The 16,136-nt window shown below is 70.8% G+C and carries 12 protein-coding genes; 3 read left to right on the top strand and 9 right to left on the bottom strand.

Annotated elements, in window-relative coordinates; translation table 11 throughout:
* Window positions 1-73: 73 nt before the first annotated feature.
* The 3 genes from ACWD6R_RS13380 to ACWD6R_RS13370 form a co-directional block, all read right to left on the bottom strand.
* The gene (locus ACWD6R_RS13380) at window positions 74-1,894 is read right to left on the bottom strand and encodes an outer membrane protein assembly factor BamB family protein (RefSeq protein ID WP_451818797.1); all 1,821 of its coding nucleotides are present in this window, start codon (window positions 1,892-1,894) and stop codon (window positions 74-76) included.
* A gap of 379 nt (window positions 1,895-2,273) precedes the next feature.
* Window positions 2,274-3,953 carry an outer membrane protein assembly factor BamB family protein gene (locus ACWD6R_RS13375; RefSeq protein ID WP_451818796.1) on the bottom strand — a complete coding sequence of 560 codons (1,680 nt, stop codon included), beginning with the start codon at window positions 3,951-3,953 and terminating at the stop codon, window positions 2,274-2,276.
* A gap of 126 nt (window positions 3,954-4,079) precedes the next feature.
* Window positions 4,080-5,900: an ABC-F family ATP-binding cassette domain-containing protein gene (locus ACWD6R_RS13370; RefSeq protein WP_451818795.1), complete on the bottom strand. Its 1,821-nt coding sequence runs from the start codon at window positions 5,898-5,900 to the stop codon at window positions 4,080-4,082.
* Window positions 5,901-5,999: 99 nt separating this feature from the next.
* Between ACWD6R_RS13370 and ACWD6R_RS13365 the strand changes: the two genes are divergently transcribed.
* Window positions 6,000-6,641, top strand: a complete 642-nt coding sequence (locus tag ACWD6R_RS13365; protein ID WP_451818794.1) for a lipoprotein — start codon at window positions 6,000-6,002, stop codon at window positions 6,639-6,641.
* A gap of 114 nt (window positions 6,642-6,755) precedes the next feature.
* On the opposite strand, the gene ACWD6R_RS13360 is transcribed toward ACWD6R_RS13365, so the two are convergent.
* The 6 genes from ACWD6R_RS13360 to rsmI form a co-directional block, all read right to left on the bottom strand.
* Window positions 6,756-7,649 (bottom strand): 4-(cytidine 5'-diphospho)-2-C-methyl-D-erythritol kinase, encoded by an 894-nt coding sequence (locus ACWD6R_RS13360; RefSeq protein WP_451818793.1) that lies wholly within the window; start codon window positions 7,647-7,649, stop codon window positions 6,756-6,758.
* Window positions 7,646-8,548, bottom strand: coding sequence for a 16S rRNA (adenine(1518)-N(6)/adenine(1519)-N(6))-dimethyltransferase RsmA (gene rsmA / locus ACWD6R_RS13355; RefSeq protein ID WP_451818792.1), 903 nt, complete (start codon window positions 8,546-8,548; stop codon window positions 7,646-7,648). Before rsmA ends, ACWD6R_RS13360 begins: the two co-directional genes overlap by 4 nt.
* Complete coding sequence (locus ACWD6R_RS13350; protein WP_451818864.1) at window positions 8,545-9,849, bottom strand: ubiquitin-like domain-containing protein; 1,305 nt, start codon at window positions 9,847-9,849, stop codon at window positions 8,545-8,547. The genes rsmA and ACWD6R_RS13350 overlap by 4 nt, the downstream gene beginning before the upstream one ends.
* Before the next feature lie 163 nt (window positions 9,850-10,012).
* Window positions 10,013-10,879: a TatD family hydrolase gene (locus tag ACWD6R_RS13345; protein WP_451818791.1), complete on the bottom strand. Its 867-nt coding sequence runs from the start codon at window positions 10,877-10,879 to the stop codon at window positions 10,013-10,015.
* A 41-nt stretch (window positions 10,880-10,920) separates the two neighbouring features.
* Complete coding sequence (locus ACWD6R_RS13340; RefSeq protein WP_451818790.1) at window positions 10,921-11,301, bottom strand: hypothetical protein; 381 nt, start codon at window positions 11,299-11,301, stop codon at window positions 10,921-10,923.
* A 159-nt stretch (window positions 11,302-11,460) separates the two neighbouring features.
* On the bottom strand, window positions 11,461-12,354 hold the full coding sequence (gene rsmI / locus ACWD6R_RS13335; RefSeq protein ID WP_451818789.1) for a 16S rRNA (cytidine(1402)-2'-O)-methyltransferase: 894 nt from the start codon (window positions 12,352-12,354) through the stop codon (window positions 11,461-11,463).
* Window positions 12,355-12,407: 53 nt separating this feature from the next.
* Between rsmI and ACWD6R_RS13330 the strand changes: the two genes are divergently transcribed.
* Together ACWD6R_RS13330 and ACWD6R_RS13325 are read left to right on the top strand one after the other, a co-directional pair.
* Window positions 12,408-14,189 carry a dolichyl-phosphate-mannose--protein mannosyltransferase gene (locus ACWD6R_RS13330; protein ID WP_451818788.1) on the top strand — a complete coding sequence of 594 codons (1,782 nt, stop codon included), beginning with the start codon at window positions 12,408-12,410 and terminating at the stop codon, window positions 14,187-14,189.
* 152 nt (window positions 14,190-14,341) lie between these two features.
* A complete protein-coding gene (locus tag ACWD6R_RS13325) occupies window positions 14,342-15,991 on the top strand; it encodes a penicillin-binding transpeptidase domain-containing protein (protein WP_451818787.1) in 1,650 nt (549 codons plus the stop codon).
* Window positions 15,992-16,136 lie beyond the last annotated feature (145 nt).

Below are 16,136 nucleotides of genomic sequence, written 5' to 3'. Positions count from 1 at the left end.
TCGGGGGAAAGGGAGCCGGTCGGTCGGGACCTGGCGTGGTCGGTCATGGTCCGTCTGGTGCCTGCGTGAGCCGTCACTTGCCGAAGGCCATCATGGTCTTCGTCTCCAGCTCTTCCTTGTCGTTGGTCGCGCTGACCGCCCCGCTCGCGATGAAGGAACGGCCGCCCGCGTAGACAATCTTCGGGTTGTAGAACGAGCTCTCGATCTGGGACGTCGACGCCGGGTGCTGCAGCAGCACCTGCGGGGTACCACCGGTCGGTGCCAGGGTGGCGATCCCGCCACCCTTGTTGTACGAGGCCTCCAGGTAGAGCAGCACGTTGCCGCCCTCCATCCGCAGCGGCGTCATGGTCCGCTCGGCCGGGGCCGCGGCCTTCCACTTGGGCTTGCCGGTGTTCAGGTCGAACGCCACGACCTTGTTCGTACGGGCGGTGCCGCTGGAGTCGGCCGTGGTCGCCATGTAGAAGGTGTTGGCGTCGGCGGCGACGCCGACACAGCCTTCCAGCGACTTGCCGAAGATGGCGAACGCGCTGCCGCAGTCCGGCGCGAACTTGTCGCCCTTGTCGCTGACCAGCTGGGAACGGAGCGTGCCGTTCTCCTTGATGGCGAGGATGCTCCACTTCTCCTTCTCGCGCTGGGTCAGCGAGACGACGAGCGGGCTCACCGAGTAGACCCGGTCGACCTCCCAGCCCACGGCGGGACGGTACGTCCACTTGGGGTTGCCGGTGACCGGGTCGAGCTCCTGGATCTGGTTCTGGGGCTTGTCGACGTCGGCGGTGCGGCAGCTGGAGGCGGCGATCAGCTTCGTACCGCCGGCGAAGGCGTACGGCTGGCAGTTGCCCGACTGCTTGCCGAACAGATCCTTGCCGTCACTGACGCGGTAGGCATTGGAGTTGCCGGTGCGTCCGACGGTCACGGTGTCGCCGCTGATGGCGAGGGAGATGTCCGACATCATGTCCCAGATGCCGTTCTGCTTGATCGGCTTCTTCCAGCCGGCCTTGCCGGTGTTGAGGTCGATCATCTGCAGGTCCGCGCAGTCGGCCTTGTCGGTCGTGCCGTTCTTGACCCCGATGACGATCTTGCCGTCCGCGGTGGTCCGGGCGGGCGCAGCGCACAGGTCCGCGGGCAGCTTCAGCGTCCACTTCTGCTTGCCGTCGGCCGCGGAGTAGCCGGAGATCGCCCGGTACATGCCCTTGACGACGGTGTCGCCGACGACCCACGGACCGTACACGTCGGCGCCGTTGCGCGGCAGGTCGACGTCGTTCTTCTGCAGCCAGAGGACCTTCGCCTCGCCTGCCTTGCGCCCGGCGTTGAGGTCGTCGTCGCCGGCGTCGCGGCCGTCGCCGTTGCCGTTGCCCTCGTTGACGGAGGGCGAGGCGCTCGCCTTCTCGTCGTCGGCGCTCCCGTGCGCGACGGGCTTCTTGTCGTCGTCACCGCCGCTGGTGGCGAGGAACACGCCACCGCCGATGACCAGCAGCGCCGCGACCGAGGCACCGATGATCACTGCGGGCTTGCCCTTGAAGGGGTTGCCGCCGCCGGGACCCGCCGGGCCGCCGGGGACCGGGGCGCCGGGGTACTGCTGCTGCGGGTAGCCGTAACCGGGCTGCGGCTGCTGGCCGTACGGTCCGGGCTGCTGGCCGTAGGGGCCCGGCTGCTGGGCATACGGGCCCGGCTGGCTGTACGGGCCGGGCTGCTGCGGGTAGCCGTAGCCGGGTGCCTGGCCAGGCTCCTGACCCGGTGCCTGCGGATAGCCGTAACCCGGCTGGGCAGGAGGCGCAGCAGGCGGCGCGGCCGGCATCTGCGGCGGCTGCGCGGGCGGTTGAGGACTCCCCTGCGGCGGCTCCTGCGGAGCGCCGAAGCCTCCCTGCGGCGGTTGCTGGCTGGGCGGCTGGGTCATCAGCACGTCCCCCTTCGTGCGGTCCGGTACCCGTTCCGGTCTCCCCCGCGATTCCGCAGGGCTGAATTCCCTTCGGAAAGGAGCGAATCGGGCATGGTTCCCGCGGCGTCACGACAGTCGAGCGGGGCTTCTTTGTACCACCCGCACACGTTCGAACACTGGGTCGGTTCATCCCCTGTTCCCAAGGGAGAACCGCCTTGTGATGCCGCCGTTACGCAGTCGGAGGACGCTCCGGACGGTCGCGGCCGCCACGGACGTCCGAGGGTGCCGGATGTGCGGGTGCCAACTCTGTGCAAACGGCCATCAGTTCGGACAGCCGGCCTCCGGCGTGCCGGAGGCCGGCGTGGAGCCCGGGTCACCGGGGGCTGCGCGGGCGGTCTCAGGGGCCGAAGACCATGAGCGTCTTCACCGTCCGCTCCTCCTTGTCGTTGTTCGCGCTGACACGCGCGTTCACCAGGAGGGAGCGGCCGCCCGCGTAGTCGAGCCTCGATGCGCTGAAGGTGCTCTCGGCCTTGGACGCCGAAGCCGGATGCCGCAGCAGCATCTTCAGGGCGCCGCCGGTCGGAGCGAGGGTGGCGACGGCTCCGCCCTTGCGGTACGTGCCCTCCACCCGCACGAGCACGTTCCGGCCCTCCATCCGCAGCGGCTGCACGATCTGCCCGGCCGGGGCGGCAGCCCGCCACTTGGCCTTGCCGGTGTTCAGGTCGAACGCGACGACCTTGTTGGTGAGAGCGGAGTCCACGGTCACGGGCTTGGTCGCCAGGTAGAACGTGTCGCCGTCGGCCGCGACGCCGGCGCAGCCGTCGAGGTTCCTGCCGCTCACCACGAAGTCCGTGTCACAGGTGACGGCGTAGTTCTCGTTCTTGCCGCCGATCATCTGGGAGCGGTACGTGCCGTTGTCCCGCAGCGTGACGATGGCCCACGCCCCGCTCTCGCCCACGCCCTTCTTCAGCGAAATCACCGGCGGATCCGTCGAGTAGACCTGCGCGACCCGCCAGCCGGTCTTGACCCGGTACGTCCACTTCGGCTTGCCGGTGGCCGGGTCGATCCCCTCGACCCGCTCCTTGTCCTGGGTGTCGGCGTCGGTGCGGCAGTTGGTCGCGGCGATCAGCCGGGGACCGCTGGTGAACGCGAACGGCTGGCAGAGGCCCTCCCGCTTGCCGAACACCTCCGTGCCGTCACTGACCCGGTATCCCACCGAGTTGCCGGCCCGCCCGAAGGTGACCAGGTCTCCGCTGATGCCCATGGCGACGTCCGAGAGCAGGTCGACGACGCCCTTGCGCTCGACCGTCTTCTTCCAGCCCGCCTTGCCGGTGGTGAGGTCGATCATCTGCAGCACGGCGCAGTCCGCGCCCGCCGCCGTGCCGTCGTTGAGGGCGACGACCGTCTTGCCGTCGGTGGTGGGCAGCGTCGGCGCGGCGCACAGGGGGGCGGGAAGGTCCAGCTTCCACTTCCGGGTGCCGTCGGCGGCGGAGTAGCCGGAGACCGTGCGGTACATGCCCTTGGCGAGGGTGCCCCCGGTCAGCCAGGGGCCGTACACGTCGGCGCCGAGCGGCGGTACGTCGATGCCGTTGTCACGCATCCAGAGGACCTTGGCCTCGCCCGGCTTGCGCCCGGCGTTGAGCTTGCCGACCGGTGCGGAGGTGTCGACGGCATCGGCCTCCGCGGCGGGCGGGGCGGGCTGCGAGGCGGCGGGCGGCTTGGGGTCGGCGCTGCCGTGTGCGACGGGCTTGCCGCCGCCGTCACCCCCGCGGACGGCGAACCAGACGCCGCCCCCGGCCACCAGGACCACGGCGACCACCGCGGCGACGAACGCGGTGCGGCGGCGCCGGGAGGGGGTGCGCCCTCCCGGTCCGCCGGCCGACGGACCGGCGGGGTACGGCGGTTGCTGAGGGGCGTACCCGTATCCGTACGGACCTGGCTGGGGCTGCGCCGGAGGCGGGGCCTGCGGGCCGTACCCCTGGGTCGGCCGCATGGGTTCCACCGGCTCGAACGGAGCCCCGAACTCCCCCTGCGGCGGCTGCGACTGCTGTGGCTGCGGGCCGAGCGGCCAGGTCATCGGGACGTCCCCCTTGGTGCGGTCGAACGGGCCTCCTTTGTACCACCCGTATCGAACACACCATCAGCACCAACGGCCGGGGCCGCCGTCGAATCCGCCGGACCGCCGCCCGCAACGGCGCAACCGTCAGGAGTCCTCGGCCAGTTCCAGCCAGCGCATCTCCAACTCGTCCCGCTCGGCGACCAGTTCCCGCAGCTCCGCGTCCAGTTTCGCCACCTTCTCGAAGTCCGTGACGTTGTCGGCGATCTGTGCGTGCAGGGTCGTCTCCCTGCTCGACATCTTGTCGAGCTGCCGCTCGATCTTCTGCAGTTCCTTCTTCGCCGCCCGCGCCGCCTGTGCGGACACCGCCGGTGCCACCGCCCCGCCGGACTCCTTCACCGCCGGGGCAGCCGGGGCGGACGAGGACGCCTCCTCCATCCGCTCCCTGCGCTCGATGTACTCGTCGATGCCGCGCGGCAGCATCCGCAGCGCGGCGTCACCGAGGAGCGCCATCACCCGGTCCGTGGTCCGCTCGATGAAGAACCGGTCGTGCGAGATCACGATCATCGACCCGGGCCAGCCGTCGAGGAGGTCCTCCAGCTGGGTCAGAGTCTCGATGTCGAGATCGTTGGTGGGCTCGTCGAGGAAGAGGACGTTCGGCTCGTCCATCAGCAGGCGCAGGATCTGCAGCCGGCGCCGCTCGCCGCCGGACAGGTCGCCGACCGGGGTCCACTGCTTCTCCTTCGAGAAGCCGAACTGCTCGCAGAGCTGCCCCGCGGTCATCTCCCGGCCCTTGCCGAGGTCGACCCGGTCCCGCACCTGCTGCACGGCCTCCAGCACCCGCAGGTTCGGGTTGAGCTCGGCGACCTCCTGGGAGAGGTAGGCGAGCTTGACGGTCTTGCCGACGACGATCTTCCCGGCCGCGGGCTGCGCCTCGCCCTGGGTGCGGGCCGCCTCGGCGAGCGCCCGCAGCAGCGAGGTCTTGCCCGCGCCGTTGACGCCGACCAGGCCGATCCGGTCGCCGGGGCCGAGGTGCCAGGTGAGGTGGGTGAGCAGCGTCTTGGGTCCGGCCTGGACGGTCACGTTCTCCAGGTCGAAGACGGTTTTGCCGAGCCGGGCGTTGGCGAACTTCATCAGCTCGCTGGTGTCGCGCGGCGGCGGCACATCGGCGATCAGCTCGTTGGCCGCCTCGATGCGGTAGCGCGGCTTCGAGGTACGGGCGGGGGCGCCGCGCCGCAGCCAGGCCAGCTCCTTGCGCATCAGGTTCTGCCGCTTGGACTCCTCGGTCGCGGCGATCCGCTCGCGCTCGGCGCGGGCGAAGACGTAGTCGCTGTATCCGCCCTCGTACTCGTGGACGGTGCCGCGCTGAACGTCCCACATGCGCGTACAGACCTGGTCGAGGAACCACCGGTCGTGAGTGACGCAGACCAGCGCCGAGCGCCGGCGCTGCAGGTGCCGGGCCAGCCAGGAGATGCCCTCGACGTCGAGGTGGTTGGTCGGCTCGTCGAGGACGATCAGGTCCTGTTCGGCGATGAGCAGCTTGGCGAGCGCGATCCGGCGCCGCTCGCCGCCGGAGAGCGGGGCGATGACGGTGTCCAGGCCGTGCTCGAGGCCGGGCAGGTCGAGCCCGCCGAAGAGTCCCGTCAGTACGTCACGGATCTTGGCGCTGCCCGCCCACTCGTGGTCGGCGAGATCGCCGATGACCTCGTGGCGGACGGTCGCCTTCGGGTCGAGCGAATCGTGCTGGGTGAGGACACCGAGGCGCAGGCCGCCGTTGTGGGTGACGCGGCCGGTGTCCGCGTCCTCCAGCTTGGCGAGCATCCGGATGAGGGTCGTCTTGCCGTCGCCGTTGCGGCCGACGACACCGATCCGGTCCCCCTCGGACACACCGAGGGACACACCGTCGAGCAGGGCACGGGTGCCGTACACCTTGCTGACCTGCTCGACATTGACCAGATTGACGGCCATTTCACTCCTGACTGGGGGATCGATCGACCTCCCAGGGTAATCGCCACGCGGGTGGGTTAGCGTGCGGCGATCGATCAAGGGCGGAGACAGGGGATTTCCATGGTGCGCAATTCGGTACGGGGCACGGTCACGGCCGTGCTGGCGGCGGTGTCGGTGGCGGTGACCGGCTGCACGTCGTCCGCCCCGGACGACGGCGGGAACGGCAGGAAGACGGCGCCGGAGCCGAGGACCGCGGCAAGGAGTGCGGTGAAGGGCGGCAGCATCGGAGGCCCCGGTTCTGCCTGCGCCCTGCCCGTCACCTTCGACCTCGCGGCCTCCTGGAAGCCGGCGGCCGTCCAGGTCGTCGAGGACGACGAACTGAGCGAACTGGGCAAGCAGGGCCCGGTCACGCTCGTCTGCGAGATCGACGCGAAGCCCGCCGGGAACATCGGCTTCCTGCGGGTGTGGACGGGGGACCGTACCGACGGCACCCCACGCCAGGTCCTGAAGGCGTTCCTGGCCGCCGATCCGAACGCCGGCCGGGCCACGTACACCGATGTGAAGGCCGGCTCCCTGACCGCGGCCGAGGTCGGCTACACCGTCAGCAGCGAGCTGGTGGACGAGCCCAAGAAGGAGCGGGCCTTCGCCGTCTCCACCCCGAGCGGACCGGTCGTGGTGCACCTCGGCGGGCTGGACTCGCAGGAGCACCAGGAGATGCTCCCGGCGTACGAGCTGGCGAAGAAGAGCGTGCGGCTCGGCTGACACGAGCGTGGGTCCCGGCCGGGACGGGCGCGTCCCGGCCGGGACGGGCGCGTCCCGGCCGGGACCGGCACGACCCGGCCGGGACCGGCACGACCCGGTCTGCGGCACCCGCGGTCAGAGCACCGTGGCACCCGGCGCCGGGGACACCGCGACGCGCGCGGTCCGGCAGGTCCCCGACGTCAGCAGCGCGTCCGCGACCTTCCACGCCGACTCGGCGTCCGCCACCAGGAACGCGGTGGTCGGCCCGGAGCCCGAGACCAGGGCGGCCAGGGCGCCCGCCCCGGTGCCCGCGGCGAGGGTGTCGGCGAGCGAGGGCCGCAGGGACAGCGCGGCGGGCTGCAGGTCGTTGGACAGCGCACCGGCGAGCGCGTGGGTGTCGCCGGTGCGCAGAGCGTCGAGGAGCGCCGGGGAGGCCGCCGGTGCCGGGACGTCGGTGTCCGCGGTGAGCCGGTCGAACTCGCCGTAGACGGCCGGGGTGGAGAGCCCGCCGTCGGCGACCGCGAAGACCCAGTGGAAGGTGCCGCCGACGTCGATCGTGGTCAGTTGTTCGCCGCGGCCGATCCCGAGGGCAGCGCCGCCGACCAGGGAGAACGGCACGTCGCTGCCGAGTTCCGCGCAGATGGCGAGCAGCTCGTCCCAGGTGGCGCCGGTGGACCAGAGGGCGTCGCAGGCGAGCAGCGCTGCCGCACCGTCGGCGCTGCCGCCCGCCATGCCGCCCGCGACAGGGATGTCCTTGGCGATGTGGATGTGCACGTGGGGCGCGATGCCATGGCGTTCGGCGAGCGCGATCGCGGCGCGGGCTGCGAGGTTGGAGGCGTCCAGCGGGACCTGGGCGGCGTCCGGGCCCGAGCAGGTGACCGTCAGCTCGTCGGCGGGGGTGACGGTCACCTCGTCGTACAGGCCGACGGCGAGGAAGACGTTGGCCAGGTCATGGAAGCCGTCGGGGCGCGCAGCACCTACCGCGAGCTGGACGTTGACCTTGGCGGGGACGCGGACGGTGACGCTCACTCATTGCTCCCGGCGGTCTGGTCCTCATCGGTCTTCAGGGCGGGCTTGTTCTCGGCGATGGCCGCGAACTCCTCGACCGTCAGCGCTTCGCCCCGTGCCTGCGGCGAGATCCCGGCCGCGACCAGGGCCGCCTCGGCGGCGGGCGCGGAACCCGCCCAGCCGGCCAGGGCCGCCCGGAGCGTCTTGCGGCGCTGGGCGAACGCCGCGTCGACGACGGCGAAGACCTCGGCCCGGCTCGCGGTCGTCGTGATCGGCTCGGTGCGCCGGACCAGCGACACCAGACCGGAGTCGACGTTGGGGGCCGGCCAGAAGACGGTGCGACCGATGGACCCGGCCCGCTTGACGTCCGCGTACCAGTTGGCCTTCACCGAGGGCACGCCGTAGACCTTGTTGCCCGGCCGGGCGGCCAGCCGGTCGGCGACCTCGGCCTGCACCATGACCAGGGTCCGCTCGATGGTCGGGAACCGCTCCAGCATCGTCAGCAGGACCGGCACGGCGACGTTGTACGGCAGGTTGGCGACGAGGGCGGTGGGCGCCGGGCCCGGCAGCTCCGTGACCAGCATCGCATCGGAGTGGACGAGCGAGAACCGGTCGGCGCGGCCCGGCATCCGGGCCGCGACCGTGGCGGGCAGCGCCGCCGCGAGCACGTCGTCGATCTCGACGGCGACGACCCGGTCCGCCGCCTCCAGCAGCGCCAGGGTCAGCGAACCCAGCCCCGGCCCGACTTCCACCACCACGTCGTCCGGGCGGACCTGCGCGGTCCGCACGATCCTGCGGACGGTATTGGCGTCGATGACGAAGTTCTGACCGCGCTGCTTCGTGGGACGTACGCCCAGCTTCGCGGCCAGGTCGCGGATGTCTGCGGGCCCCAGGAGGGCGTCGGGCTCTGTGCTGCTCACCCGGTAAGCCTACGGCCGCAGTGCGGCCACGGGCTCGCCCCCCGTTGCACGTAGAGCTTCTTCGCCCGGAACGTCTGCTCGGACGCCGGGGCGTCCTGCGGGCGCCCTCTGCCGCCGAGGGCATGCCAGGTCTGCCTGTCGAACTGGTACAGCCCGCCGTACGTGCCGCTGGCGCCGACCGCCCCGGGCCGGCCGCCGGACTCGCAGGCCGCGAGCCCGTGCCAGTTCAGCCCGTCCACGTCCGCCACCGACTGCGGCTGCCGCCCGGTGCCGACCTTCACGATCCGGTCGACCGGCGTGCGGACGGTCTCCGCGTCCAGCGCCCGGGGCCGCTGCCGGACGCCGTTGACGGTCCGCACGGCGTACGTGATCCGGCGGGCGCCCGGCCTGCCCTCGCGCTCGACGACTTCCGTACCGGCGAAGAGCGAAGGGTCCTCGGAGCGTTGCTCGGCGTACGGGATGGGCTCCTCGCGCACCTCGCGGGAGCCGGTGATCCGCATGACGGAGACCGTCTGGCCGTCGCGCGGGAAGCTCTGCGGGTCCACAGAGGTGGTGTCCTCGCCGCGCAGCGTGATGCCCGCCTCGTCGATGGCCTCGCGGACGGTCGCGGCGTTGGTGCGGACGGTGCGTTCCCGGCCGTCGGCCATGAAGGTCACGGTGCGTTCGGTACGGACGTCCAGGGCGAGCCCGGTCCGGCCGATCGCGGAGGAGCGGGTCGCGGAGAGGTACGCCCCCTCGGCGCGCACCCCGAGCTGGCGCAGGGCGCCGTCGACCGTGTCGGCGGTGGTCCACACCCGGCGCCGGACCCCGTCGAGGGTGAGGGTCACCGGGCGGCTGTGCCGGACGGTGACCTCGTCGCCGTGTGCGAGCTCACTGCCGCGCGCGGGGGTGAGGACGTCATGGGCGCCGACGGTGATGCCCTGCTCGTCGAGGAGCTCGTCGATGTCGTCGGCGAACGTGTGCAGGGTGCGCGGCTCCCCATCGACAGTGAGTTCCACCGCTTTGTCGTCGGCGAGGAAGGCGGTGGTGCCGCCTGCCAGGAAGGCGATGACCAGGGCCTGCGGGACGAGTCGGCGCAGGTTCTCCGGGCGGACGGGGGCCCTGTGCCGCCGTGCGGCACGCCGGGCCTCGGCCCGGCCGCCGGTGCGGATGCCCGCGGGGGCGGGAGGTGGCACCTGGGTGTCGACGACGGTCGGTTCGTGGACCGGCCCCGGGGCGACGAGCGTCTGCTCCTCGTGGAACGACTCATGGACCGGCTCAGCGAGCGACAACGGCGCGGGGACGTTCGGCGGCGTCCCCACCGCCGTACCCCTGCCGGCTGCCGCACGGTGACTGCCCTGCAGATTGCTCACGACGCTCCAGAAGATCCGTCCGTCCCGGTCGCCCGAGGGGCGTCCGGGACGACAGTGGACCTTCTGTCACTCTCCAAAGCGGCGCGGCTGCACACCGTCATGGCGCGATGCGTCAGTAATCGAACGCGCGAGCCGTGTTCTCGTTGATCGCCGACGCCAGGGTGTCCTCGTCGACGCCCTTCACCTCCGCCATGGCACGGAGCGTGACGGGAATGAGATACGGCGCGTTGGGGCGTCCGCGGTACGGGGCGGGGGTGAGGAACGGCGCGTCCGTCTCCACCAGGACCAGCTCGATCGGCGCCACGGACAGCGCGTCCCGCAGCGGCTGGGCGTTCTTGAACGTCACATTGCCCGCGAACGACATGAAGTACCCGGCGTCCGCGCAGATCCGGGCCATCTCGGCGTCACCGGAGTAGCAGTGGAACACGGTCCGCTCGGGGGCGCCCGCGTCGGCGAGGACGCGCAGCACATCGGCGTGCGCCTCGCGGTCGTGGATGACGAGCGCCTTGCCGTGCCGTTTGGCGATCTCGATGTGGGCCCGGAAGGACTCCTCCTGGGCGGCCATGCCCTCGGGGCCGGTACGGAAGTAATCGAGCCCGGTCTCACCGACGCCGCGCACCTGGTCGAGGGCGGCCAGCCGGTCGATCTCGGCGAGCGCCTCGTCGAGTGCCGCCTTCCCGCCGGGTTCCCGGCCACCCTGCCGCGACCTGCCCTCCGGGTCCCCGTGCACGATGCGCGGCGCCTCGTTGGGGTGGAGCGCCACCGCCGCGTAAACACTCGGGTGCGCGGCGGCGGTCTCGGCGGCCCAGCGCGAGCCCTTCACGTCGCAGCCCACCTGGATCACGGTGGTGACGTTGACCGCCGCGGCCCTGGCCAGGCCCTCCTCGACGGTGGCGTCCTGCATGTCCAGATGGGTGTGCGAATCGGCGACCGGTACCCGAAGGGGTTCGGGCAGCGGCGGGGCGTCCTTGGGGCTCATAGGGCGATCCTATGAGAGCCCGGTGTCACCGGGCCCGGACCTCACTTACGGCGCTGCCGCGCGCGAAACATATGCACGAAACGCCACTGGTGCGGGGAGCGCTCCGACGCGCTCTCCGAAGACGGTATGGGCCCGGCGGTGGCGCCGGTCGGGGTCGCGAAGTTCAGGCGTCGCAGGGTTTCCGCGATGGAGGAGACCTGCCCGGCGCGCATGATGCGGACTTTGTGCCCGTCGCAGTTGAGGCAGGTGAGCCGGTTCAGCGGTGAGGGAACGAGCTGCCCCTGCACGCGGTACACGACGAAGGGCTGGCCGCGGCCGTCCGTGTGGTGCTCGATGTCGTAGACCTGTTCCCAACCGTGTCCGCAACCCATGCAGGCGAAGGCATACGCCTCATGCACGGTGGTTGCTGCGATGTCGCTCATGCCTGCTCCTCTTGTCCGCCGGACAAGCACTCCGGAGAATGCGTCCCTGATTCAGTGGACGCCTTTACCGGCGGGAGCGCACCAGGTCCTGTCGAGTGTTGGAGCGGTCTTGGCCTTCTCGTGGCAAAAGTGGCCGGTGCGCGGCTCGCGCTTTGCTTTTTACGATAGACCTTTGCCGTCTGCTGGGCCGGTCCGAGCCGCATTCTTTGCCGCGACGACCGCATCGAAAACGTCGCGTTTGGGCAGGCCGGCGGCCGCGGCGACGGCGGCGATCGCCTCCTTGCGCCGCTCCCCCGCCTCCTCGCGCACCTGCACCCTGCGTACCAGCTCGGCGGCGTCCAGTTCCTCCGCCGATTCCGCAGCGCCCTCGACGACGACGGTGATCTCGCCGCGTACGCCTTCGGCCGCCCAGACCGCGAGATCGCCCAGCGGGCCGCGCTTCACTTCCTCGTACGTCTTGGTCAGCTCCCGGCACACGGCGGCCCGGCGGTCGCTGCCGAACACCTCGGCCATCGCGGCGAGGGTGTCGTCGAGCCGGTGCGGGGCCTCGAAGAAGACCATGGTGCGGCGCTCGTCGGCGACCTCTCGGAGCCGGCCGAGCCGTTCGCCGGCCTTGCGCGGCAGGAAACCCTCGAAGCAGAACCGGTCGACGGGCAGCCCGGACAGGGCGAGCGCGGTGAGCACGGCGGACGGGCCGGGGACCGCGGTGACCTTGATGTCCTTCTCCACGGCGGCGGCGACGAGCCGGTAGCCGGGGTCGGAGACCGACGGCATCCCGGCGTCCGTGACCAGCAGCACCCGGGCGCCGCCCATCAGCGCCTCGACGAGTTCGGGCGTACGGGCCGACTCGTTGCCCTCGAAGTAGGAGACGACACGCCCCGTGGTGTGGATGCCGAGCGCCTGCGTCAGACGGCGCAGCCGACGGGTGTCCTCCGCGGCGACGACATCGGCCGTCTCCAGTTCGGCGGCAAGCCGTGGCGGGGCGTCCGCCACATCGCCGATGGGGGTTCCTGCGAGTACCAGCGTTCCAGTCGTTCCAGTCACATCAGCCATCCTCCCAGCACGGGCGACAGCAGTCGCACAGATGCGTTCCCTACGATGGCGCGGTGACGAGTACTGCGCCCGATGCCCAGCAGGGTCAAGACGCCGGGAACCAGCACGGTGAAGAGCTGCCGTCCTGGCAGCAGCGGCTGCGCCGCTTCGGCCATACGCCCCGCTCCGTAATCGGGCTGCGTGAACGGCTGGTCCCGACGTACACCCGGCCGGGACAGCAGCTCTGGGCTGTGCTGGGGGTGTCCCCGCCGACGGCCGGCCGGCTGGTGCGGTGGTCGGCCTGGGGCGGGCCACTGCTGGTGGCGCTGGTCGCCGGGGTGCTGCGGTTCTGGCATCTGGGCAGCCCGAAGGCGGTGATATTCGATGAGACGTACTACGCCAAGGACTCCTGGGCCCTGATCAAGCAGGGGTACGAGGGGTCCTGGCCGAAGGACGTCGACAAGTCGATCCTGGCCGACCCGTCGCTGGTGCCGGTGCCGACGGATCCCGGTTATGTGGTGCATCCGCCGGTCGGCAAGTGGATCATCGGGTTCGGTGAGCAGCTCTTCGGGTTCACGCCGTTCGGCTGGCGGTTCATGGTGGCGGTGCTCGGCACGCTGTCGGTGCTGATGCTGTGCCGGATCGGGCGGCGGCTGTTCCGGTCGACGTTCCTGGGATGCCTGGCGGGCGCGCTGCTCGCCGTCGACGGGCTGCACTTCGTGATGAGCCGCACGGCGCTGCTCGACCTGGTGCTGATGTTCTTCGTGCTGGGGGCGTTCGGCTGCCTGCTGATCGACCGGGACTGGGCGCGGCGCAGGCTGGCTGCGGCGCTGCCGGTCGACGCGGAGGGCGTGCTGCGCCCGGACACGCAGATCGCGGAGACGCTGCGGCTGGGGTGGCGGCCGTGGCGGATCGCTGCGGGGCTCTCGCTGGGCCTGGCGTCCGGCACGAAGTGGAACGGGCTGTACTTCCTGGTCGCGTTCGGCCTGATGACGGTGTTGTGGGATGTCGGCGCCCGCCGGACGGCCGGTGCGGTCCGCCCGTACCAGGCGGTGATCAAACGCGATCTGCTGCCGGCGTTCGTCTCGACGGTGCCGGTCGCGATCCTGACGTACCTCGCGTCCTGGACCGGCTGGATCATCAGGAACGACCCCCAGCGCCACGGCTACTACCGGGACTGGGCGACGACCGACGGAGCGGGCGGCCACTGGACCTGGCTGCCGGACTGGCTGCGCAGCCTGTGGCACTACGAGTACCAGGTCTACGAGTTCCACGTGAACCTGACCTCGGGGCACACGTACCAGTCGAACCCCTGGAGCTGGATCGTCCTGGGCCGTCCCGTCTCGTACTTCTACCCGGAGGAGCAGAACGGCTGCACGGGTTCGGCGACCGGCAAGTGCGCCCGCGAGGTCCTGGCGATCGGCACACCGCTGCTGTGGTGGGCCGCGTGCTTCGCGCTGCTGTACGTGCTGTGGCGCTGGTTCTTCCGCCGCGACTGGCGGGCGGGTGCGATCGCGTGCGGGGTGGCGGCGGGCTGGCTGCCCTGGTTCCTCTACCAGGAGCGGACGATCTTCCTCTTCTACGCGGTCGTCTTCGTGCCGTTCCTCTGTCTGGCGGTGGCGATGATGATCGGTGCGATGCTCGGCCCTGCGGCGGGGAGCGGCCCCAGACAGGAGCTTGGCCTCATCACCGGCGATCCCTCGGGCGAACGGCGGCGCACGCTGGGCGCGATCGCGGCGGGCGTGCTGGTCCTGCTGATCATCTGGAACTTCATTTATTTCTGGCCCATCTACACGGGATCGCCCATTCCCGACGAGTCCTGGCGGGACCGGATGTGGCTGGATACCTGGATTTGACCGGCACACCATGATTCGACCGTTGCATTCACGCCACACGTATCGCGTTCCTTATAACAACCATCTCGACTGTCACCACAGTCCCGTAGGGTGCCCAGCAGCATCCCCTTGAACACGTTCAAGGGGAACTCCTGGGGAGGGGGACTGCAGGGATGCGCAGTGGAGCGAAGGTCGCGATAGTCGGCGGAGTGTTCGCGGTCGTGGTCGGCGGGGTGGGCTACGGCGCGTACAACGTCCTGGACGGGCTGAACGGCGGTGGCGGCGACGGTACGGACAGCAAGTCCACGTCCGCCGAAGTGAAGACGGGGCCGGTCACCAAGGCGGAGATCGACGACACGTCGAAGAAGTTCCTCAAGGCCTGGGCGAGCGGTGACGCGACCGTCGCGTCCCAGCTCACGAACAACGCGACCGAGGCCGAACCGGCCCTGAGCGGCTACCGCGAGAGCGCCCACGTCACCGATGCGGTGATCACTCCGGGCCCGGCGGTCGGTACGAAGGTGCCCTACACGGTGAAGGCGACCGTGTCGTTCGAGGGGAAGAGCAAGCCCTGGTCGTACTCCTCCGAACTGACCGTGGTGCGCGGCCTGACCACCGGCCGGCCACTGGTCGACTGGGCCCCCGCCGTGGTCCACCCGCAGTTGACGGCCGGTGCGTCGCTGAAGACGGGTGAGGCGTCGGCGCCGTCGATCGAGGCCGTCGACCGCAACGGCAGGGTGCTCACCAAGGAGAAGTACCCCTCCCTGGGCCCGATCCTGGACGCCCTGCGCGAGAAGTACGGGGAGAAGGCCGGCGGCACGGCCGGTATCGAGACCTGGATCGAGAGCGCGAACACGGACGGGCCGGACAAGACCCTGCTGACCCTCGCCAAGGGCAGGCCGGGCAAGCTGCAGACCACGCTGGACGCGGGGATACAGGCGGCTGCGGAGCAGGCCGTGAAGCGGTTCGGGGAAACGTCCGTGGCGGCGGTCCAACCGACGACCGGGGCGATACGGGCGATCGCCAACAACCGGAAGGACGGCTACAACGCTGCCATGTCGGGCCAGTTGGCCCCGGGATCCACGATGAAGATCGTCACGGCCGCGATGATCGTCCAGAACGGTCTCGGGAGTGCGGGATCGAAGGTGGAGTGCCCGTCCACCGTGTCGTGGGAGGGAGTGGTCTTCCATAACCTGAAGGACTTCTCCATTGCCGACGGCACCCTGCGGGACGCCTTCGCCCGGTCCTGCAACACAGCCTTCATCAAGCCGGTCAAGCCGCTGGGCGACCGGGCCGGTACGGCACTGGGCCAGGAAGCCCGTGACTACTTCGGCCTCGGCCGGGACAACTGGCAGACCGGTGTGCCGTCCTTCGACGGCTCCGTCCCCGAGTCCTCGGGGGCCGAGACCGCGGCCTCGTACATCGGCCAGGGCAAGATCCTCATGAGCCCGCTGAACATGGCGTCGGTCACCGCGACCGCGAAGAACGGCGCTTTCAAGCAGCCGTATCTCGTCGCCCAGGACCTGGACGACCGTCCGTTCGCCACCGCCCGCGAACTGCCGGGAAACGTGGCGGAGCAGCTGCGGCAGATGATGCGCTACACCGCGACCAGCCCGAGCGGCACTGGCACGACAGCCATGGCAGGCGTGGGCGGCGACAAGGGCGCCAAGACGGGCTCGGCGGAGGTGGACAGCCAGTCCACGTCCAACAGCTGGTTCACCGGCTTCAGCAATGACCTGGCGGCAGCGGCCGTCGTCCAGTCCGGCGGCCACGGCGGCGACGCGGCGGGGCCGGTGGTGGCCCAGGTACTGCGCGCGGGGCCGTGACACGTTCCCCCGGTACCCGAAACCGGATCGCGTGCCCCGCTGGGCGGCCGCTAGTGCTGTGACCGGGAAGGTTCACCGGGTTGCTAGTCACGGCCAGAACTGGTGAGACGGTTGGATGTGGTGACACATTCGATCCGGCAAGGTG

Source organism: Streptomyces sp. NPDC005151, assembly GCF_053599875.1.
This window is presented reverse-complemented; position numbering and strand designations above follow the sequence as displayed.